Raw genomic sequence first — 20,959 nt, forward strand, 5'->3', positions numbered from 1 at the left:
ACCGGAGAATCGCAGGAGATAGCGGCACAATGGCTGACAAGTTTCACATCTTAGTTTTGAACGGACCGAACCTGAATATGCTCGGCACCCGTGAACCCGAGAAGTACGGCACGCTGACGCTCACCGATATTGTTAATCGTCTGTGTAGCGAAGCAGCGGCGCTCAATGTGGAACTTGACCATTTTCAGTCAAACGCGGAGTACGCACTCATCGACCGCATTCATCAGGCTAAAGACAAGACTGACTATATCCTGATCAATCCGGCCGCGTTTACGCACACCAGTGTTGCTATTCGCGACGCGCTGCTGGCAGTGAGCATCCCATTTATTGAGATCCACCTCAGCAACGTGCATGCGCGGGAGCCGTTCCGCCACCACTCCTACCTGTCGGATATCGCCACTGGCGTCATCTGTGGACTGGGGGCTGACGGTTATTCATTCGCTTTACAGACAGCGGTAAAACGCCTGTCACAATCACACTAAACAAAGAGTACGGAACCCACTCATGGATATTCGTAAGATTAAAAAACTGATCGAGCTGGTTGAAGAATCAGGCATCTCCGAACTGGAAATTTCTGAAGGCGAAGAGTCTGTACGCATCAGCCGTGCAGCGCCAAACGCAGGCTTCCCGGTTATGCAACAGGCTTATGCTGCGCCAATGATGCAGCAGCCAGCGCTGTCTAACGCTGTCGCGCCAGCAGCGGCTCCAGCAATGGAAGCGCCAGCAGCAGCTGAAATCAGTGGCCACATCGTACGTTCCCCAATGGTTGGTACTTTCTACCGCACCCCGAGCCCGGACGCGAAAGCGTTCATCGAAGTGGGCCAGAAAGTTAACGTGGGCGATACCCTGTGCATCGTTGAAGCCATGAAAATGATGAACCAGATCGAAGCAGACAAATCAGGTACTGTGAAAGCGATTCTGGTCGAAAGTGGTCAGCCGGTTGAATTTGACGAGCCGCTGGTCGTCATCGAGTAACGAGGCGAACATGCTGGATAAAATTGTTATCGCTAACCGTGGCGAGATTGCCCTGCGCATCCTTCGTGCCTGTAAAGAGCTGGGCATCAAGACCGTCGCTGTGCACTCAAGCGCGGACCGCGATCTGAAACACGTATTACTGGCGGATGAGACGGTCTGTATTGGCCCGGCTCCGTCCGTCAAAAGCTATCTGAACATCCCGGCAATCATCAGCGCCGCTGAGATCACCGGCGCGGTGGCTATTCACCCGGGTTATGGCTTCCTCTCTGAGAACGCCAACTTTGCTGAGCAGGTTGAACGCTCTGGCTTTATCTTCATCGGCCCGAAAGCTGACACCATTCGTCTGATGGGCGATAAAGTGTCTGCGATCACCGCGATGAAGAAAGCGGGCGTACCGACCGTACCAGGTTCCGACGGCCCACTGGGCGACGATATGGATGCTAACCGCGCCCATGCGAAACGCATTGGCTACCCGGTTATCATCAAAGCGTCTGGCGGCGGCGGCGGTCGCGGTATGCGCGTTGTGCGCAGCGATGCCGAACTGGCCCAGTCTATCTCCATGACCAAAGCGGAAGCGAAAGCCGCGTTCAACAACGACATGGTCTACATGGAGAAGTACCTGGAAAACCCACGCCACATCGAAATTCAGGTGCTGGCAGACGGTCAGGGTAACGCAATCTATCTGGCAGAACGTGACTGCTCCATGCAGCGTCGTCACCAGAAAGTGGTCGAAGAGGCACCAGCACCGGGCATCACGCCGGAGCTGCGTCGCTACATCGGCGAGCGTTGCGCCAAAGCCTGTGTGGATATCGGCTATCGCGGGGCGGGTACTTTCGAGTTCCTGTTCGAAAACGGCGAGTTCTACTTCATCGAGATGAACACCCGTATTCAGGTTGAACACCCGGTTACCGAAATGATCACCGGCGTTGACCTGATCAAAGAGCAGCTGCGCATTGCTGCCGGTCAGCCCCTCTCCATCAAGCAGGATGAAGTTGTGGTTAAAGGCCATGCGGTGGAATGCCGTATCAACGCCGAAGACCCGAACACCTTCCTGCCAAGCCCGGGTAAAATCACGCGTTTCCACGCGCCGGGTGGCTTTGGTGTGCGCTGGGAGTCTCATATCTACGCCGGTTACACCGTACCGCCGTACTATGACTCAATGATCGGCAAGCTGATCTGCTACGGCGAATCCCGTGATGTGGCGATTGCCCGCATGAAGAACGCCCTGCAGGAGCTGATCATCGACGGCATCAAAACTAACGTTGATCTGCAGATGCGTATCATGAGCGACGAGAACTTCCAGCATGGTGGAACCAACATCCACTATCTGGAGAAAAAACTCGGTCTTAATGAGAAATAAGCCTGCGTAAGCGTAAAAAGGTCGGTTAATCCGGCCTTTTTTTATTTCTGGGGATCGCCAGGCCCCATAAGGTACAATCCCCGCTTTCTTTTTCCACAAGGGACAAAAAATGGACAAACGTTTTGTTCAGGCCCATAAAGAAGCGCGCTGGGCGCTGTGGTTAACCCTTCTCTATCTCGCGGCATGGTTAGTGGCCGCTTACTTACCTGGCTCTACAATCGGGATCACCGGACTGCCTCACTGGTTTGAGATGGCCTGCCTGCTCATCCCGCTGGTGTTTATTCTGCTCTGCTGGGCGATGGTGAAATTCATCTATCGCGATATTCCGCTGGAGGATGACGATAATGCAGCTTGAAGTGATCCTGCCGCTCGTCGCGTATCTTTTTATTGTTTTTGGTCTGTCCGTTTATGCCATGCGCAAACGGACAACGGGCACGTTCCTGAACGAGTATTTTCTTGGCAGCCGCTCGATGGGCGGTATTGTGCTGGCGATGACCCTGACCGCCACCTATATCAGCGCCAGCTCTTTTATTGGCGGTCCGGGTGCGGCCTATAAATATGGGCTGGGCTGGGTATTGCTGGCGATGATCCAGCTCCCCGCCATCTGGCTCTCGCTGGGCATTCTGGGGAAGAAATTCGCTATCCTGGCGCGTCGTTATAATGCAGTAACCCTCAACGACATGCTGTTTGCCCGCTATCAGAGCCGCCTGCTGGTCTGGCTGGCCAGCCTTAGCCTGCTGGTGGCCTTCGTGGGTGCCATGACCGTGCAGTTTATCGGCGGCGCGCGCCTGCTTGAAACCGCAGCCGGTATCCCCTATGAAACGGGCCTGCTGATTTTTGGTATCAGTATTGCGCTCTATACCGCCTTTGGCGGATTCCGCGCCAGCGTGCTCAACGACACCATGCAGGGCATGGTAATGCTGATTGGCACCCTTGTGCTGCTGGTGGGCGTGGTACATGCGGCGGGTGGGTTAAGCCACGCGGTGGAGACATTGCAGGCCATCGATCCGAAACTGGTTTCGCCGCAAGGTGCGGACGACATTCTGTCGCCAACCTTTATGACCTCCTTCTGGGTGCTGGTCTGCTTCGGGGTGATTGGTTTACCCCATACCGCCGTGCGCTGCATCTCCTATAAAGACAGCAAGGCGGTACACCGCGGGATTGTCATCGGCACTGTCGTGGTGGCGATCCTGATGTTCGGTATGCACCTTGCGGGCGCGCTGGGCCGGGCGGTGATACCTGACTTAACCGTGCCGGATCTGGTGATCCCTACCCTGATGGTGAAAGTGCTGCCGCCGTTTGCTGCCGGGATCTTCCTCGCCGCGCCAATGGCGGCGATCATGTCGACAATTAACGCCCAGTTGCTGCAAAGTTCCGCTACGATCATTAAAGATCTCTACCTGAACATGCGCCCAGATCAGATGACCAACGAGCGACGCCTGAAGCGGATGTCTGCCGTCATCACCCTGGTGCTGGGCGCGTTACTGCTGCTGGCCGCATGGAAGCCGCCTGAGATGATCATCTGGCTGAACCTGCTGGCGTTTGGTGGCCTTGAAGCAGTGTTCCTCTGGCCGCTGGTGCTGGGGCTCTACTGGGAGCGCGCCAATGCAGCCGGTGCCCTGAGCGCGATGATTGTCGGCGGCGTACTCTATGCCGTGCTCGCCACCCTTAAGATTCAGTACCTGGGCTTCCATCCGATTGTGCCTTCGTTACTGCTAAGTTTGCTGGCGTTTGTGGTAGGGAACCGTTTCGGTCAACCCGCACCACAGAGCGTCGTCATTTCTACTGATAAATAAAGAGTTTTGCCATGCCGTGGATCCAATTAAAACTGAATACGACCGGCGCTAACGCCGAAGAGATGAGCGATGCGCTGATGGAGGCCGGAGCGGTCTCCATCACTTTCCAGGACACGCATGACACGCCAGTGTTTGAACCGCTGCCGGGTGAAACGCGTCTTTGGGGCGATACCGACGTCATCGGCCTGTTTGACGCCGAAACTGATATGGCTGAAGTGGTCGCGATTCTGGAAAATCACCCGCTGCTGGGCGCCGGTTTTGCGCACAAGATTGAACAGCTGGAGGACAAAGACTGGGAGCGCGAGTGGATGGATAACTTCCACCCGATGCAGTTCGGTAAGCGTCTGTGGATCTGCCCGAGCTGGCGCGACGTGCCGGATGAAAATGCGGTAAACGTGATGCTCGATCCGGGCCTGGCGTTTGGTACCGGTACTCACCCGACCACCTCTCTGTGCCTGCAGTGGCTGGATAGCCTGGATCTGGATGGCAAGACGGTGATCGACTTTGGCTGCGGATCCGGGATCCTCGCCATCGCGGCCCTGAAGCTGGGTGCGGCAAAAGCGATTGGGATCGATATCGATCCGCAGGCGATTCAGGCCAGTCGCGATAACGCCGAACGCAACGGTGTCTCCGATCGTCTTGAACTCTATCTGCCGAATGACCAGCCGCAAGCCATGAAAGCGGACGTGGTGGTCGCGAACATTCTGGCTGGCCCGTTACGTGAGCTGGCACCGTTAATCAGCGTGCTGCCCGTTGAGGGCGGTCTGCTGGGCCTTTCCGGTATCCTTGCCAGCCAGGCAGAAAGCGTATGCGAAGCCTACACCGAGCTTTTCGCTCTCGACCCGGTGGTTGAGAAAGAGGAGTGGTGCCGTATTACGGGTTGTAAGAAGTAATCCTGCCGCGTGGCCGTTCTGGCCACGCAGTTTTTACCGCGTTTACAAGCGTTTAGCCTCGTAATAATATCCCTTCGAAGTATATGTCTTATTTTACATACAATTCATCGGAAGAATATTATGACCAGACGTATTGGCAAGGCCGCGCTACTGACACTGAGTATCATGTCCGCTTCAGGATACGCTTCACACTGGAGTTACGAAGGGGAAGGCGCCCCCGAGCACTGGGGCGAGCTGGATGAAGCCTGGAAGACTTGCCGGACCGGGATGAACCAATCCCCAATCAATATTGACTCAACGCTGAAAGCCCACCTCAACCCGCTGGTCACTCACTATACGGACGGCCCGGCCACGTTGATTAACAACGGCCATACCATTCAGGCAGGCGAAAAAATCAATACCCAGGACAGCATTACCCTCGACGGTAAAAAGTGGATGCTACAGCAGTTCCACTTCCATGCCCCCAGTGAAAATACTGTGCAGGGCAAAACATACGCGATGGAAATGCATCTGGTACACAAGAATGACGAAGGTGAGATCGCCGTCGTCGCCGTGATGTTTGAGCAGGGGGCCGCCAATCCGCAACTGGAAAAACTGTGGCGCGCCATGCCTGCGCAGCCGGAAGAGTCGACCGCCATAACAGAACATCTGGATCTGGACCATCTGCTGCCAGCGGATAAAACCTACTGGCGCTTTAGCGGTTCATTGACCACCCCGCCCTGCTCTGAAGGCGTGACCTGGATAGTCATGAAGCATCCCCTGACGCTCTCAGCCACACAGCTGGAAAAATTCCGTCATACGCTGCATCACAATAATAACCGCCCGGTACAGTCGCTCCACGGTCGTATTGTGGTTGAATAATGCACAATCCCCGTCCTGACATGATGTTCTAAAATGCGACGCAGATCGCAAAGAACAGGGGAAATCTGCTGTTAAAAACAGCAGATTATCTCGCCGGGAGGTTTCATTCATTAAGAATAAACGAGAAGTTTTGGGAAATTGTAAGCGGTCATAAAAACAGCATAATTCATTAAATGCATGATTTAAATAAATTATATTTACACAGCAATAGCTTCGCCTGTGATTCCATGATCTGCAACAGGGGATTGTTCAAAGTTTGGCCTTTCATCTCGTGCAAAAAATGCGTAAGATACGCCGCCTTGCAGTCACAGTATGGTCATTTCTTAACTCATGCGCATCGGAAACCACCAGCTCAGAAATCGCCTGATCGCAGCACCTATGGCAGGTATTACCGACCGACCATTCAGGACGCTGTGCTATGAGATGGGAGCAGGATTAACCGTTTCAGAGATGATGTCGTCTAACCCGCAGGTTTGGGAAAGCGATAAATCCCGTCTTCGGATGGTGCATATTGACGAACCAGGTATCCGCACCGTGCAAATCGCCGGGAGCGTGCCTGAAGAGATGGCAGATGCCGCGCGTATCAACGTGGAAAGTGGCGCCCAGATTATTGATATCAATATGGGATGCCCGGCCAAAAAGGTGAATCGCAAGCTTGCAGGTTCAGCCCTTATGCAATACCCCGATCAGGTGAAGTCAATCCTGACCGCGGTTGTCAGCGCAGTGGACGTTCCTGTTACGTTAAAGATTCGCACGGGTTGGTCGCCGGATCACCGTAACTGTGTAGAGATTGCCCAACTGGCCGAAGACTGTGGCATTCAGGCCCTGACCATACATGGACGCACCCGCGCCTGTTTGTTCAACGGTGAAGCTGAATACGACAGCATTCGGGCAGTTAAGCAGAAAGTTTCCATTCCGATTATCGCGAATGGCGACATTACTGACCCGCTTAAAGCCAGAGCTGTGCTCGACTATACAGGGGCTGATGCTCTGATGATAGGACGTGCAGCTCAGGGAAGACCCTGGATCTTTCGGGAAATCCAGCATTATCTGGACACTGGGGAGTTGCTTGCCCCGCTGCCGCTGGCAGAGGTTAAGCACTTGCTATGCGCACATATTCGGGAACTGCACGACTTTTATGGTCAGGCTAAAGGGTACCGAATTGCGCGTAAACACGTATCCTGGTATCTCCAGGAACACGCTCCGGATGACCAGTTTCGGCGCACATTCAACGCCATAGAGGATGCCAGCGAACAGCTGGAGGCGTTGGAGGCATACTTCGAAAATCTTGCGTAATGAAATAAAGAGCTGACAGAACTATGTTCGAACAACGCGTAAATTCTGACGTACTGACCGTTTCCACCGTTAACTCTCAGGACCAGGTAACTCAAAAGCCCCTGCGTGACTCGGTTAAACAGGCACTGAAGAACTATTTTGCTCAACTGAATGGTCAGGACGTTAACGACCTGTATGAGCTGGTACTGGCTGAAGTTGAACAGCCCCTGTTGGACATGGTGATGCAATACACCCGCGGTAACCAGACCCGTGCTGCTCTGATGATGGGCATCAACCGTGGTACGCTGCGTAAGAAACTGAAAAAATACGGCATGAACTAATTTCGATTAGCTAAATGCTTGTTTAAAAAGGCGCGAACCGGCATGGGGAAGCGCCTTTTTTATGCCTGGCCTTCCCTCGTTTTTTAACGCTTCTCACACCATTATCCCCCGAAACGTAAACATCTCTCAGCCCACTTCTCAGCCGCTATTTTTCGTGTATATTTCCTGCACTCTTGTCAATTGTCTCCGGAAATTCCGAATGATCCGTAAGTATTGGTGGTTAGTCGTCTTCGCGATTAGCGTTTTCCTTTTCGATGCGCTGCTAATGCAGTGGATTGAGTTGATGTCTACGGAAACGGACCAATGCCGCAACATGAATTCGGTTAATCCGCTTAAGCTGGTTAATTGCTCGGATCTGGATTAAACGCCTGCTTTTCCTCGAAAAATGTGCGGTTTTAAAAACCTTTGAGGCATCTCTGTTGGATGATAATGTCTCAGCCCGTCTCACCCGGTATCACGTAATACCCCACTGCGTATGAGTTGATGAGATCATGCTGGTTAGCCAATACGACCAACTTCTTGTGGTTATCTCCTTTGTTGTCGCCATTCTTGCATCCTATACCGCGCTGAATATGGCAGGGCGGGTTGCCGGCAGTACCGGCGTCGCGGCACATATCTGGCTGACGGGCGGGGGGATCGCTATGGGTATCGGGATATGGGCCATGCATTTTATCGGCATGCTGGCGATGGATATCTCCATGCGGATGAATTACGACCTGCCAAAAACAGGTCTTTCCATGCTGATCGCCATTGGCGCCTCGCTGTTTGCCCTCTGGCTGGTGAGCCGCGATCATTTACGCAAACGCCGCTTGTTTACCGGCGCGGTGATCCTGGGGACAGGTATCGTGGCGATGCACTACACCGGCATGAAAGCCCTGCAGGTAGCGCCCGCTATCGTCTGGGATATGCGCTGGGTTGCGCTGTCGGTGGTTATCGCCCTCCTCGCCTCGCTGGCCGCCCTGTGGCTGACGTTCCGTTTACGGCGGGATGCCGCCCAGGTCGCGCTGATGCGTGCGGGCGCTGCCGTGCTGATGGGCATCGCGATTGCCGGCATGCACTACACCGGCATGAAAGCGGCCCAGTTTCCGCTTCAGGTGCATATGCATCATCAGGGGGTGAACGGCAGCTGGTTGGCGGTGCTGGTGAGCGTTGTGGCGCTCTCTATTCTGGGTATTACGCTGCTGGTTTCTATGTTTGATGCCCGGCTGCAGGCCCGCACCTCCCTTCTCGCCTCATCGCTGGCGGAAGCCAACCGCGAGCTGGCCCAACTGGCGCTGCACGATACGCTGACCCGCTTGCCGAACCGCGTACTGCTGGAAGATCGTCTCGAGCAGGCGATCAACAAAGCCGATCGCGAAGGCAAACTGTTTGCCCTGCTGTTTATGGATCTGGATGGCTTCAAAGCTGTTAACGATGCCTACGGCCATGATACGGGCGATAAGCTATTGGTTGCCGTGACTGAGCGTCTGGAACAGCCCCTGAAGGGCCAGTACACCCTCGCTCGTATTGGTGGCGACGAGTTTGTGCTGCTGGCCGAGATCGACTCTCCCAACGATGCCGCATCACTCGCCAGCTCGCTGGTGCACGTTATCGATCAGCCTTTCAGCCTTGAGCTGTACGATGTGGTAGTGACGCTTAGCGTGGGCATCGCTATTTATCCCCATGACGGCAAAAACCAGCGCGAACTGATGTTCAACGCCGATGCGGCGATGTATCACACCAAGCACATGGGGCGTAACGGCTATCACTTCTTCCAGCCGTCGATGAATACCCTGGCGCAAAATCAGCTACAGCTAATGAACGATCTGTGGCTGGCGCTGGAGCGCAAGGAGCTGCATCTGGTCTATCAGCCTAAGTTCCAGGCGCCGATGGGCCCCATTGTCGGCTTTGAAGCCCTGCTGCGCTGGCAACATCCTGTCCAGGGCTTGTTATCTCCCGACCAGTTCCTGCCGCTGGCAGAAAAAAGCGGGCTGATTATTCCTATCGGCAACTGGGTAATTGATGAAGCGTGCCGCCAGCTGCGCGTATGGCATCTTGACGGCCATACTGAATGGTCGATGGCGGTGAACCTCTCTACGCTGCAGTTTGAACAGCCCCAGCTGGTTGAGACAGTGATGGGCAGCCTGGCGCGACACCGTATTCCGCCGCATACCCTGATTCTGGAAGTGACCGAAACCACGGCCATGAATAACCCCGATGAGAGCGTCCGGGTGCTGACTGAGTTGACTCAGGCCGGGGTAAAAGCCTCGATCGATGATTTTGGCACCGGCTATTCCAGCCTGCTGTACCTGAAAATGCTGCCCGCCTGCGAGCTGAAAATTGATCGGGCGTTTGTGAAAGATCTCAACAGCACAGGTGATGATGCAACCATCGTTTCCGCCATTGTTGCGCTGGCAAAAACGCTCAATCTGAAGGTGGTTGCCGAAGGGGTGGAAACCGAAGAGCAGCAGACCTTTTTGACCAATCTGGGATGTAATACGCTACAAGGCTATCTGCTGGGTAAACCCGTCACGGCACAAGCTATCAACGCTTTGAGCCGCGATCCGCAGGCCATGCTGACGCAGCAAATCTGACGCGATGCCGCTATGAGGCGGTGTCGTATTCTCTATGGGCTATCGGCAACGTTGAGAGAATATTGTCGACCAGTTCCGGAGCCTGCCGGTAGAGATCCAGGTGTTCCGGGCTCATTAACCAGTTTTTAATCAGCCCGCAAAAAAAGCCATGCAAAACAATTAACGTCGTGTCGATATTGATCTGCGCGGAGATGCTGCCAAGCATAATGCCTCTCTGCAATATTTCACGGACGTTTTCATAATTGAATCCAATCCTTTCGCGAATTTGGGTTTCTGAAATCATATCCTCATCAAATTCACATTTGTGATACAGGATCTGCAATAAAGTCCGCTGGCGCCGATCCTGGGCAATATATTGCAAAGCGGTAACAAACTGCTCACGCAAAATTAATAACGGATCGCTCTCTTCTGCCTGCGACAGCTGACCGCGAATAATCTCGCGCAGCGGGCGTTGCTCCTGCCAGATAGCGTTAAATATCTCCGCTTTACTGGTGAAATGCCAGTAAACGGCTCCCCGTGTCAGGCAGGCAGCATCGGCGATATCCGTCAGCGTCGTGTTGGCGACACCCCGTGTGGCGAACTGCTCTATTGCCGCCTCAATCAATAACTGCCGTGTCTTCTGCGCCTCGGCCTTGGTTTTGCGCGCCATAGAAAATCACTCGTTTAACGGATTGGTTACTTTTATTAAACAACGACAATAATCGTCGGAGCAGGAATTATCTATCAGTCAGGAAAATAAATATGAACAAAAAAAGTTAACTCACCTAACTTATAAACCATGATGATATTTACCAGGCATTCAATTCATAAAATACATGAATGCATCTAAAGCAAAACGGCCAGCAATACATAGCCGGACGTGCTATATCATTGTTTACGCTCACTCGCTGCTCTTTTTTTTATCCTCAGTTCATTCTCCGCACTTATAAATCAAAAACCCGCACGGCCATTCTTTATTATGGCGCCCGCCCTTTTCCGTTTACCTCTATTTAACGCTTAACCGTGTCGGTTAATGCGGATTGATGATTTTGAAGGAATAGTCATGACGCCTAATTTCAGGTTTTTACCCTTATCCGGTTTTATCATCGGTGCCGCATTGCTTGTGGGTTGTGATGATCATGCAGGCCAGGCGCAGCAGCCGCCGACACCCCAGGTCGTGGTGCATGTGGTGAAGAGTGCGCCGCTGGAGGTGACCACCGAGCTGCCTGGCCGGACCGATGCTTACCGCGTCGCCGAGGTTCGCCCGCAGGTCAGCGGCATTGTACTGAAGCGCAACTTTACTGAAGGCAGCGATGTGAAAGCTGGCGAGTCACTGTATCAGATCGATCCCGCCTCTTATCAGGCAGCATTTGATAGTGCTTCAGGGGAACTGGCAAAAGCCCAGGCTGCCGCCAGCATTGCTCACCTGACGGTAAAACGCTATTTACCCTTGGTCGGCACGCAGTACGTCAGCAAACAGGAGTACGATCAGTCAGTGGCGAATGCCCGTCAGGCTGATGCCTCGGTGATTGCAGCCAAAGCCGCCGTCGAAACCGCGCGCATCAACCTTGCGTACACCAAAGTGACGTCGCCTATCAGCGGGCGGATCGGTAAATCCAGCGTCACCGAAGGTGCCCTGGTCGCGAACGGACAGGCCACAGCGCTGGCAACGGTTCAGCAGCTTGATCCGATTTATGTCGATGTTACACAGTCCAGCAACGATTTTATGCGTCTCAAGCAGTCCAGCCTGCAGACCGGCGAAGGCACCAGCAGCGTACAGCTGTTGATGGAAAACGGTCAGCCCTATCCGTTAAAAGGATCGCTGCAATTCTCAGATGTCACCGTGGATGAGAGCACCGGCTCCATCACCCTGCGGGCTATTTTCCCCAACCCGCAACATATCCTGCTGCCCGGCATGTTTGTCCGCGCGCGCATTAATGAAGGCACCCAGCCGCACGCCATTCTGGTTCCACAACAGGGCGTTACGCGCACCCCACGCGGTGAGGCCAGCGTGATGGTGGTCAATAGTAAAAACCAGGTTGAAGCCCGTAACGTTGTCGCCCCTCAGGCGATTGGCGATCAATGGCTGGTTACAGACGGCCTACAGGAAGGCGACCGGGTGATTATCAGCGGGCTGCAAAAAGTACGTCCTGGCGTCGCGGTGGTGGCAACGCCGGACACCGCTGCGCAGAAAGTGCGATAAGGAACAGAGCATGGCTAACTTCTTTATTCAGCGCCCAATCTTTGCGTGGGTGCTGTCCATTATCCTGATGCTGGCGGGCGGGCTTGCGATCCTGAAGCTGCCGGTGGCGCAGTATCCCACCATTGCGCCGCCTGCCGTGGCTATCTCGGCGACCTATCCCGGCGCGGATGCCCAGACGGTGCAGGATACGGTGACCCAGGTTATCGAGCAGAACATGAACGGTATCGATAACCTCATGTACATGTCCTCCACCAGCGATTCAGCGGGCAGTGTTACCCTCACCCTGACCTTCCAGTCGGGAACCGATCCGGATATCGCTCAGGTACAGGTGCAGAACAAGCTGCAGCTGGCCATGCCGTTACTGCCGCAGGAAGTGCAGCAGCAAGGGATTAGCGTAGAGAAATCGAGCAGCAGCTTCCTGCTGGTGGCCGGTTTTGTCTCGGACAATAAGAACCTGAGCCAGGAAGATATCTCCGACTATGTCGCCTCTAACGTCAAGGATGCTATCAGCCGCACCTCCGGGGTGGGCGATGTGCAGCTGTTTGGCGCCCAATATGCGATGCGTATCTGGCTGGATGCGAATAAGCTGAACGCCTATCAGTTGACGCCACTGGACGTGATTAACCAGTTAAAAACCCAGAACAACCAGATTGCCGCCGGCCAGCTCGGCGGAACGCCGTCGGTGCCGGGCCAGCAGCTCAACGCCTCCATCATCGCCCAGACGCGCCTGAAAACCGCAGAGGAGTTCGGCAACATCACCCTGAAGGTCAACCAGGACGGGTCGATGGTGCATCTGAAAGATGTCGCCCGCATTGCGCCAGGTGGTGAAAACTACAACATGGTGACCAAAATCAATGGTCAGGCGGCAACCGGGCTCGGTATTAAGCTCGCTACCGGTGCCAACGCGCTGGATACCGCCGCGGCGATCAAAAGCAAACTGGCGCAGCTGCAAGCCTTCTTCCCGCAGGGGCTGAAGGTGGTCTACCCCTATGACACCACGCCGTTCGTGAAGATCTCCATTCATGAAGTGGTCAAGACGTTGTTTGAAGCCATCATTCTCGTCTTCCTCGTGATGTACCTGTTCCTGCAAAACCTGCGGGCCACGCTCATCCCGACCATTGCCGTGCCGGTGGTTCTGCTGGGCACCTTTGCGGTACTGGCGGCGTTTGGCTTCTCGATAAACACCCTGACCATGTTTGGTATGGTGCTGGCAATAGGCTTGCTGGTGGATGATGCCATCGTGGTGGTGGAAAACGTCGAGCGCGTGATGGTGGAGGAGAAACTCCCGCCAAAAGAGGCGACGCAAAAATCGATGTCGCAAATTCAGGGGGCGCTGGTCGGCATCGCCATGGTGCTCTCAGCGGTATTTATCCCGATGGCCTTTTTCGGCGGCTCCACCGGGGCGATTTATCGCCAGTTCTCCCTGACCATTGTTTCGGCGATGGCGCTCTCGGTGCTGGTGGCGCTGATCCTGACCCCTGCTCTGTGTGCCACCTTGCTAAAGGCCCCCAGCGAGCATCATGCGAACAAAGGCGGCTTTTTCGGCTGGTTTAATGCCCTGTTCGACAGAAGCGTGGCCCATTACAGCAACAGCGTGAGCCATATTCTGCGTAAGACGGGCCGCTACCTGGTGGTCTATGTCCTGATTGTCGGCGGCATGGCGGTGCTGTTCCTGCGCCTGCCCACTTCTTTCCTGCCGGAAGAGGATCAGGGCGTGTTTATGACGATGGTGCAGCTCCCGGCAGGCGCGACGCAAAGCCGCACCCAGAAGGTGCTGGATCAGGTTGAGCACTACTACCTCAACAATGAGAAGGCCAACGTAGAATCGGTGTTTACCGTTAACGGCTTCAGCTTCAGCGGCCAGGGGCAAAACGCCGGGGTGGCGTTTATCAGCCTGAAGCCCTGGGAGGAGCGCCCGGGTGCGGAAAACAGCGTTGGGGCCATCGTCAGCCGGGCAACACGGGCCTTTAGTCAGATCAAAGACGGGCTGGTCTTCCCGTTCAACCTGCCCGCCATTATCGAACTGGGCACCGCAACGGCTTCGATTTTGAACTGATTGACCAGGCCAACCTGGGACATAACCAGCTAACGCAGGCGCGAAACCGGCTACTGGGCATGATCAAAGAGCACAGCGATATGCTGGTACGTGTGCGTCCCAATGGGCTGGAAGATACCCCGCAGTTCAAGCTGGATATCGATCAGGAAAAAGCGCAAGCGCTGGGCGTGAGCGTGTCGGACATCAACCAGACCATCTCCACCGCGCTGGGGGGAACCTATGTCAATGACTACATCGACCGTGGCCGGGTGAAGAAAGTCTATGTCCAGGCGGATGCCCACTTCAGGATGCTGCCGGAGGATATTAATCGTCTCTATGTCCGCAGCGCCAACGGTGAAATGGTGCCGCTCTCCGCGTTCAGCCAGTCGCACTGGATCTACGGCTCACCGCGCCTGGAGCGCTATAACGGCAGCCCTTCCATGGAGATCCTCGGGGAAGCCGCGCCCGGCAAGAGTACCGGTGAAGCCATGGTGCTAATGGAAAAACTGGCGGCGAAACTGCCAACCGGCATCGGTTACGACTGGACAGGCATGTCTTATCAGGAACGGCTCTCCGGCAACCAGGCGCCTGCCCTGTATGCCATCTCGCTGGTGGTGGTGTTCCTCTGCCTGGCGGCGCTGTATGAGAGCTGGTCGATTCCTTTCTCGGTAATGCTGGTGGTGCCATTAGGGGTGGTTGGTGCCCTGCTGGCCGCTTCCCTGCGTGGGCTGAATAATGACGTCTACTTCCAGGTGGGGCTGCTCACCACCATTGGTCTATCGGCAAAGAACGCCATCCTGATTGTCGAGTTTGCTAAGGATCTGATGGAGAAAGAGGGGAAAGGGATTATTGAAGCCACGCTGGAGGCATCACGCATGCGCCTTCGTCCTATCCTCATGACCTCGCTGGCATTTATCCTTGGCGTGTTGCCGCTGGTCATCAGTCACGGAGCGGGCAGCGGCGCGCAAAACGCCGTGGGGACCGGCGTGATGGGCGGTATGCTTTCAGCTACCCTGCTGGCAATCTTCTTTGTGCCGGTCTTCTTTGTGGTAGTGCGGCGACGCTTTACGCGTCATCAGGAACAGTAATAGATAAAGGCGCTCCGGCGCCTTTATTCATGATAATAAACACAAAATTATTCTTATCCATTTCATTTTCTTATTAATTAGCGCGCCAATGAATTGTTTGCTTGCGATTTTTAACTTGCGCATTTAATCAATTCGCCTCCCTTATCTCTCCATAATTAGCGTGCACAAGAGGGATTTCTCCATCTTTTTTACAATCCAAATAATTTGAGATTATTCACTCTTCATCGCTATTTTTAAGCGGTGGTAATATAACCCTCAGCTTTGCAAAAGACCGTACTGACTATATCGCAAAGTTAGATTTCATTTTGAGGTAACACCATGAAAAGATTCATTTCGGTTGCACTCCTTGCCGCGCTGCTTGCGGGCTGCGCGCATGACTCTCCGTGCGTACCGGTGTACGACGATCAGGGCCGACTGGTTCACACCAATACCTGTATGAAGGGTACCACGCAGGATAACTGGGAAACCGCAGGGGCAATCGCAGGTGGCGCAGCGGCTTTAGCTGGCCTGACACTGGGCATCATTGCCGTGTCCAAGTAATCCAGAAAGCGCGAATTCGTTCGCGCTTTTGCTTTCCCAATTCAGGTTAATAATTAAATCTGAATTTGCTCACATCCTTTTGCTTTTTTATTTTCCTTTCAGAGTGCCGACGTGATGTTATTCACACCTTTCTGGTTTCTGATATTCACGCCATCCCCCCTCCCTTAATTTTCTCGTTTCTTAATCAGACTTTTGCTCTGAATTGTGGCGCAGGTTGTAATTTCGCACCATTTCAGGGCGCTCGATTTAATTATCACTGTCTACACTCAGCTTTACGCGTTGCGTAATCGTTTATTACGTCAAATGCAAAACTGGCATCGCGTTTGCTTTATTAACGTCGGCCACAGCCACAGACAGGTTAAAGCGTTTATAAGCGCTTCACTATAACGATAATTTTTCGCTACACAGGATGCATTATGAAAAAGATGATGATGGCCAGCCTCGCCGCTGCAGGTGTGCTTGTTGCAATGACCGGCCAGGCTCAGGCAGGTGCGACTCTGGATGCCGTTAAGCAGAAAGGTTTCGTGCAATGTGGGATCAGCGATGGTCTGCCGGGTTTCTCCTATGCAGATGCCAACGGTAAATTCTCCGGTATCGATGTCGACGTGTGCCGTGGCGTTGCCGCTGCGGTATTCGGCGACGACACCAAAGTGAAATATACCCCGCTGACGGCGAAAGAGCGCTTTACTGCCCTGCAATCCGGCGAAGTGGATATGCTTTCGCGTAATACCACCTGGACCTCATCCCGTGATGCCGGGATGGGAATGACCTTCACCGGTGTAACTTATTACGACGGCATTGGTTTCCTGACGCACAATAAAGCGGGCCTCAAAAGTGCGAAGGAGCTGGATGGTGCCACCGTCTGTATTCAGGCGGGTACGGATACTGAACTGAACGTCGCCGACTATTTCAAAGCCAACAACATGAAATATACCCCAGTGACCTTTGACCGCTCTGACGAATCCGCCAAAGCGCTGGAGTCCGGCCGCTGCGATACCCTGGCCTCGGATCAGTCTCAGCTTTATGCGCTGCGGATCAAGCTGAGCAATCCGGCGGAATGGATCGTCCTGCCAGAAGTAATCTCCAAAGAGCCGCTGGGGCCGGTCGTCCGTCGCGGGGATGATGAATGGAACGCAGTCGTTCGCTGGACGCTGTTCGCCATGCTCAACGCGGAAGAGATGGGGGTCAACTCAAAGAACGTCGATGAGAAGGCGGCTAATCCGGCCACGCCTGATATGGCCCATCTGCTGGGCAAAGAAGGAGATTACGGCAAGGATCTGAAGCTGGATAACAAATGGGCGTACAACATCATTAAAAAGGTGGGTAACTACGCGGAGATCTTCGAGCGTAACGTTGGATCTGAGAGCGCGCTGAAGATCAGCCGTGGGCAGAACAACCTCTGGAACAATGGCGGCATTCAATACGCGCCGCCAGTACGCTAAGCATCTTGCTGTAACGGGCACTGCCAGCGCAGTGCCCAGTCCAGAGTCATGGTTACCCGAGGTTTTATATGTTCCATCGCCGCTTAGCCCTGAAAGGAGCTCTCTCCTTTTCTAATCCTGCGGTTCGCGCCTGGCTGTTTCAGATCCTCGCTGTTCTCGCTGTCCTGGCCGTCGCGATCTACCTGTTCCACAACACTGTTACCAACCTCAGCACACGCGGCATTACGTCGGGCTTTGCCTTCCTTGACCGTAGTGCAGGGTTTGGCATTGTTCAGCACTTAATTGATTACGGTGAAGGCGATACCTATGGCCGCGTATTCCTTGTCGGCCTGATGAATACCCTGCTGGTTTCAGCGTTATGCATTGTGTTTGCTTCTCTGCTGGGCTTTTTCCTCGGGCTCGCGCGTCTCTCGGATAACTGGCTGCTGCGTAAGCTCTCCACGTTTTATATCGAGACCTTCCGTAACATTCCCCCGCTGCTGCAGATCTTCTTCTGGTATTTCGCCGTCCTGCGCAACCTGCCAGGCCCCCGTCAGGCGGTGGATGCGTTCGATCTGGCCTTTTTAAGCAACCGCGGTCTCTATATCCCCGCGCCGCAGATTGCCGAAGGGATGCTGGCATTGCTGGCCGCGCTGGCGTGCGTAATTGGCGTTTCGGTTGCGCTGTTTCGCTACAACCGCATGCATCAGATTAAAACCGGCCAGCTACGGCGCACCTGGCCCGTCACCCTGGTTTTAGTGGTGATCCTGCCGTGGCTGGCGCATACAATAGCTGGCCCGGCAATGCACTGGGATGTTCCGCAGCTGAAGGGGTTTAACTTCCGCGGCGGCATGGTACTGATCCCGGAGCTGGCCGCCCTGACGCTGGCGCTCTCCATCTATACCTCAGCCTTTATCGCAGAGATTATTCGCGCCGGTATTCAGGCCGTTCCCCATGGTCAGCATGAGGCTGCTCGCTCCCTTGGGCTTCCCAATCCGGTCACTCTGCGCCAGGTCATCATCCCCCAGGCCTTGCGGGTGATCATCCCTCCGCTGACCAGCCAATATCTCAACATCGTGAAAAACTCCTCTCTCGCGGCGGCGATCGGCTATCCCGATATGGTCTCGTTGTTTGCCGGAACCGTTCTTAACCAGACCGGCCAGGCAATAGAAACCATTGCCATTACGATGTCGGTCTACCTGATTATTAGCCTGACCATTTCACTGTTGATGAATATCTACAACCGTCGTATCGCGCTGGTTGAACGCTAAGGAACCATGATGACAAAAGCGGTCTTGTCTCACCCTGCGCGTCCGGCCACAACCGGCAACGGACGCATCATTAACTGGGCTCGTAAAAACCTGTTCTCCAGCTGGAGCAACAGTTTGCTCACCCTGTTCTGCTTCTGGCTGATGTGGGAGCTTATCCCGCCACTCATTAACTGGGCTTTTTTGCAGGCTAACTGGATCGGTACCACCCGCGCCGATTGCACAAAAGAGGGAGCCTGCTGGGTCTTTATTCATCAGCGCTTCGGCCAGTTTATGTATGGGCTCTATCCCCACGATCAGCGTTGGCGCATTAACCTTGCGCTGGTTATCGGGCTGCTTTCTGTCGTTCCCATGTTCTGGAAGAGGTTACCCCATCGGGGACGATACATCGCCTGTTGGGCGGTGATTTATCCCCTGCTCGTCTGGGGGCTGTTGTATGGCGGTGTGCTGGGGCTGGATCGCGTTGAAACCCGCCAGTGGGGCGGTCTGACGCTGACGCTCATTATCGCCTCGGTAGGGATTGCCGGCGCACTGCCATTAGGGATTTTACTGGCGCTGGGTCGCCGCTCAACCATGCCGGTCGTGCGCGTCCTCTCGGTAATTTTTATTGAGTTCTGGCGCGGCGTTCCGCTGATCACCGTGCTCTTTATGTCTTCCGTGATGCTACCGCTGTTTATGGCGGAAGGCACTACCATCGACAAGCTGATCCGCGCCCTGGTCGGTGTCATTCTGTTCCAGTCTGCTTATGTCGCCGAGGTCGTGCGCGGCGGATTGCAGGCGCTCCCCAAAGGCCAGTATGAAGCAGCCGAATCGCTGGCGCTGGGTTACTGGAAAACGCAGGGACTGGTGATCCTTCCCCAGGCGCTGAAGCTGGTGATCCCGGGCCTGGTGAACACCATCATTGCGCTGTTTAAGGACACCAGTCTGGTGATCATTATTGGATTATTCGATCTGTTCAGTAGCGTGCAGCAGGCTACCGTCGACCCGGCGTGGCTGGGCATGTCGACAGAAGGCTACGTTTTTGCAGCACTTATCTACTGGATTTTCTGTTTTAGCATGTCGCGCTACAGCCAGCATCTGGAAAAGCGCTTTAACACCGGGCGTACACCGCACTGAGGAACCTATGAGCCAGATAACTATGACCCCCGCTGACGCGATGATTACGCTGGATAACGTGAATAAGTGGTACGGGCAATTTCATGTGCTGAAAAACATTAACCTGAAGGTGAAACAAGGCGAGCGTATTGTCCTTTGTGGGCCTTCAGGCTCGGGTAAATCAACAACGATCCGCTGTATCAACCATCTGGAAGAGCATCAGCAAGGCCGGATTGTGGTAGATGGTATCGAGCTGAATGACGACATCCGCAACGTTGAGCGTGTTCGCCAGGAGGTGGGCATGGTCTTCCAGCATTTCAATTTATTCCCCCATCTGACCGTTCTGCAAAACTGCACCCTGGCGCCTGTCTGGGTCCGTAAGATGCCGAAAAAAGAAGCGGAGGCACTTGCCATGCACTATCTGGAGCGGGTACGCATTGCTGAACACGCTCATAAATTTCCGGGGCAGATCTCGGGCGGGCAGCAGCAGCGCGTGGCCATCGCCCGCTCTCTGTGCATGAAACCTAAAATTATGCTGTTTGATGAGCCGACTTCAGCGCTCGATCCCGAGATGGTGAAAGAGGTTCTGGATACGATGATAGGCCTGGCGGAATCGGGAATGACCATGCTCTGCGTCACGCACGAGATGGGCTTCGCCAGAACCGTGGCGGACCGAGTGATCTTTATGGATCGCGGAGAAATTGTCGAGCAGGCACCGCCGGATGAATTTTTCTCCAACCCGAAATCAGAACGTACGCGCGCGTTTTTGTCGCAGGTTATCCACTAATGTTGATTGGCCCGGCGGCGCTGTACGCGTCGGGCCATGGCTTTTGTGGCGCAGAAATGCAAAAAGGCCATCCTTTCGGATGGCCTTTTCACTTGTTTGATGTCTGGCAGTTCCCTACTCTCGCATGGGGAGACCCCACACTACCATCGGCGCTACGGCGTTTCACTTCTGAGTTCGGCATGGGGTCAGGTGGGACCACCGCGCTACAGCCGCCAGACAAATTCTTTTACTTCTTGCCGAACTTTAACCTAAGTATAAAGTGGTGCTGATACCCAGAGTCGAACTGGGGACCTCACCCTTACCAAGGGTGCGCTCTACCAACTGAGCCATATCAGCACGCTAAATTTGATGCCTGGCAGTTCCCTACTCTCGCATGGGGAGACCCCACACTACCATCGGCGCTACGGCGTTTCACTTCTGAGTTCGGCATGGGGTCAGGTGGGACCACCGCGCTACAGCCGCCAGGCAA

Annotated in this window: 18 protein-coding genes, 1 tRNA gene, 2 rRNA genes and 1 pseudogene; 18 read left to right on the plus strand and 4 right to left on the minus strand. The window is 54.5% G+C overall.

All coding sequences use genetic code 11. From position 1 onward, the window contains the following. Nucleotides 1-29: 29 nt before the first annotated feature. The 11 genes from aroQ to C3406_RS08465 all read left to right on the plus strand — a co-directional run bounded on the left by aroQ (nt 30) and on the right by C3406_RS08465 (nt 10,074). Nucleotides 30-482 carry a type II 3-dehydroquinate dehydratase gene (gene aroQ / locus C3406_RS08410; protein ID WP_103824967.1) on the plus strand — a complete coding sequence of 151 codons (453 nt, stop codon included), beginning with the start codon at nt 30-32 and terminating at the stop codon, nt 480-482. Between the two features lie 22 nt (nt 483-504). Beyond that, nucleotides 505-975, plus strand: coding sequence for an acetyl-CoA carboxylase biotin carboxyl carrier protein (gene accB / locus C3406_RS08420; protein WP_103824968.1), 471 nt, complete (start codon nt 505-507; stop codon nt 973-975). 10 nt (nt 976-985) lie between these two features. Beyond that, on the plus strand, nt 986-2,335 hold the full coding sequence (gene accC / locus C3406_RS08425) for an acetyl-CoA carboxylase biotin carboxylase subunit (protein ID WP_103824969.1): 1,350 nt from the start codon (nt 986-988) through the stop codon (nt 2,333-2,335). A gap of 109 nt (nt 2,336-2,444) precedes the next feature. Next, nucleotides 2,445-2,690 (plus strand): YhdT family protein, encoded by a 246-nt coding sequence (locus C3406_RS08430; RefSeq protein WP_103824970.1) that lies wholly within the window; start codon nt 2,445-2,447, stop codon nt 2,688-2,690. After that, nucleotides 2,680-4,131 (plus strand): sodium/pantothenate symporter, encoded by a 1,452-nt coding sequence (gene panF, locus C3406_RS08435; RefSeq protein ID WP_103824971.1) that lies wholly within the window; start codon nt 2,680-2,682, stop codon nt 4,129-4,131. Before C3406_RS08430 ends, panF begins: the two co-directional genes overlap by 11 nt. An 11-nt stretch (nt 4,132-4,142) precedes the next feature. Beyond that, on the plus strand, nt 4,143-5,024 hold the full coding sequence (gene prmA, locus C3406_RS08440) for a 50S ribosomal protein L11 methyltransferase (protein WP_103824972.1): 882 nt from the start codon (nt 4,143-4,145) through the stop codon (nt 5,022-5,024). 120 nt (nt 5,025-5,144) lie between these two features. Further along, a complete protein-coding gene (locus C3406_RS08445) occupies nt 5,145-5,885 on the plus strand; it encodes a carbonic anhydrase (RefSeq protein ID WP_103824973.1) in 741 nt (246 codons plus the stop codon). Nucleotides 5,886-6,215: 330 nt separating this feature from the next. Then, nucleotides 6,216-7,181, plus strand: a complete 966-nt coding sequence (gene dusB / locus C3406_RS08450) for a tRNA dihydrouridine synthase DusB (RefSeq protein ID WP_103824974.1) — start codon at nt 6,216-6,218, stop codon at nt 7,179-7,181. A gap of 23 nt (nt 7,182-7,204) precedes the next feature. After that, entirely contained in the window at nt 7,205-7,501 is a 297-nt protein-coding gene (gene fis / locus C3406_RS08455) for a DNA-binding transcriptional regulator Fis (RefSeq protein ID WP_000462905.1), read from the plus strand. Nucleotides 7,502-7,700: 199 nt separating this feature from the next. After that, the gene (locus C3406_RS08460) at nt 7,701-7,865 is read left to right on the plus strand and encodes a DUF2556 family protein (protein ID WP_039030652.1); all 165 of its coding nucleotides are present in this window, start codon (nt 7,701-7,703) and stop codon (nt 7,863-7,865) included. 127 nt (nt 7,866-7,992) lie between these two features. After that, on the plus strand, nt 7,993-10,074 hold the full coding sequence (locus C3406_RS08465; RefSeq protein WP_103824975.1) for a putative bifunctional diguanylate cyclase/phosphodiesterase: 2,082 nt from the start codon (nt 7,993-7,995) through the stop codon (nt 10,072-10,074). Nucleotides 10,075-10,084: 10 nt separating this feature from the next. Here C3406_RS08465 and envR read toward each other — a convergent pair whose 3' ends face one another. Continuing rightward, entirely contained in the window at nt 10,085-10,723 is a 639-nt protein-coding gene (gene envR / locus C3406_RS08470; protein WP_103824976.1) for an acrEF/envCD operon transcriptional regulator, read from the minus strand. Nucleotides 10,724-11,116: 393 nt separating this feature from the next. On the opposite strand from envR, the gene C3406_RS08475 reads away from it, so the two are divergent. The 7 genes and pseudogenes from C3406_RS08475 to C3406_RS08505 all read left to right on the plus strand — a co-directional run bounded on the left by C3406_RS08475 (nt 11,117) and on the right by C3406_RS08505 (nt 20,490). Beyond that, a complete protein-coding gene (locus C3406_RS08475; RefSeq protein WP_103824977.1) occupies nt 11,117-12,256 on the plus strand; it encodes an efflux RND transporter periplasmic adaptor subunit in 1,140 nt (379 codons plus the stop codon). Between the two features lie 67 nt (nt 12,257-12,323). After that, nucleotides 12,324-15,379, plus strand: a pseudogene (locus C3406_RS08480) (efflux RND transporter permease subunit). A 318-nt stretch (nt 15,380-15,697) separates the two neighbouring features. Continuing rightward, complete coding sequence (locus C3406_RS08485) at nt 15,698-15,919, plus strand: lipoprotein (protein ID WP_103824978.1); 222 nt, start codon at nt 15,698-15,700, stop codon at nt 15,917-15,919. Between the two features lie 416 nt (nt 15,920-16,335). Next, nucleotides 16,336-17,361 (plus strand): amino acid ABC transporter substrate-binding protein, encoded by a 1,026-nt coding sequence (locus tag C3406_RS08490; protein WP_103824979.1) that lies wholly within the window; start codon nt 16,336-16,338, stop codon nt 17,359-17,361. A gap of 68 nt (nt 17,362-17,429) precedes the next feature. After that, nucleotides 17,430-18,611 carry an amino acid ABC transporter permease gene (locus C3406_RS08495; protein ID WP_103824980.1) on the plus strand — a complete coding sequence of 394 codons (1,182 nt, stop codon included), beginning with the start codon at nt 17,430-17,432 and terminating at the stop codon, nt 18,609-18,611. Nucleotides 18,612-18,620: 9 nt separating this feature from the next. Further along, nucleotides 18,621-19,724: an amino acid ABC transporter permease gene (locus C3406_RS08500; protein ID WP_103824981.1), complete on the plus strand. Its 1,104-nt coding sequence runs from the start codon at nt 18,621-18,623 to the stop codon at nt 19,722-19,724. A 7-nt stretch (nt 19,725-19,731) separates the two neighbouring features. After that, a complete protein-coding gene (locus C3406_RS08505; protein WP_103824982.1) occupies nt 19,732-20,490 on the plus strand; it encodes an amino acid ABC transporter ATP-binding protein in 759 nt (252 codons plus the stop codon). A 101-nt stretch (nt 20,491-20,591) separates the two neighbouring features. On the opposite strand, the gene rrf (C3406_RS08510) is transcribed toward C3406_RS08505, so the two are convergent. The 3 genes from rrf (C3406_RS08510) to rrf (C3406_RS08520) form a co-directional block, all read right to left on the minus strand. Then, nucleotides 20,592-20,707: ribosomal RNA gene (gene rrf / locus C3406_RS08510) — 5S ribosomal RNA — on the minus strand. 43 nt (nt 20,708-20,750) lie between these two features. Beyond that, a tRNA-Thr gene (locus tag C3406_RS08515) sits at nt 20,751-20,826 on the minus strand. A gap of 14 nt (nt 20,827-20,840) precedes the next feature. After that, a 5S ribosomal RNA gene (gene rrf / locus C3406_RS08520) occupies nt 20,841-20,956 on the minus strand. Nucleotides 20,957-20,959: the final 3 nt, after the last annotated feature.

The organism is Leclercia sp. LSNIH8 (assembly GCF_002920195.1).
Lineage (GTDB): Bacteria > Pseudomonadota > Gammaproteobacteria > Enterobacterales > Enterobacteriaceae > Enterobacter.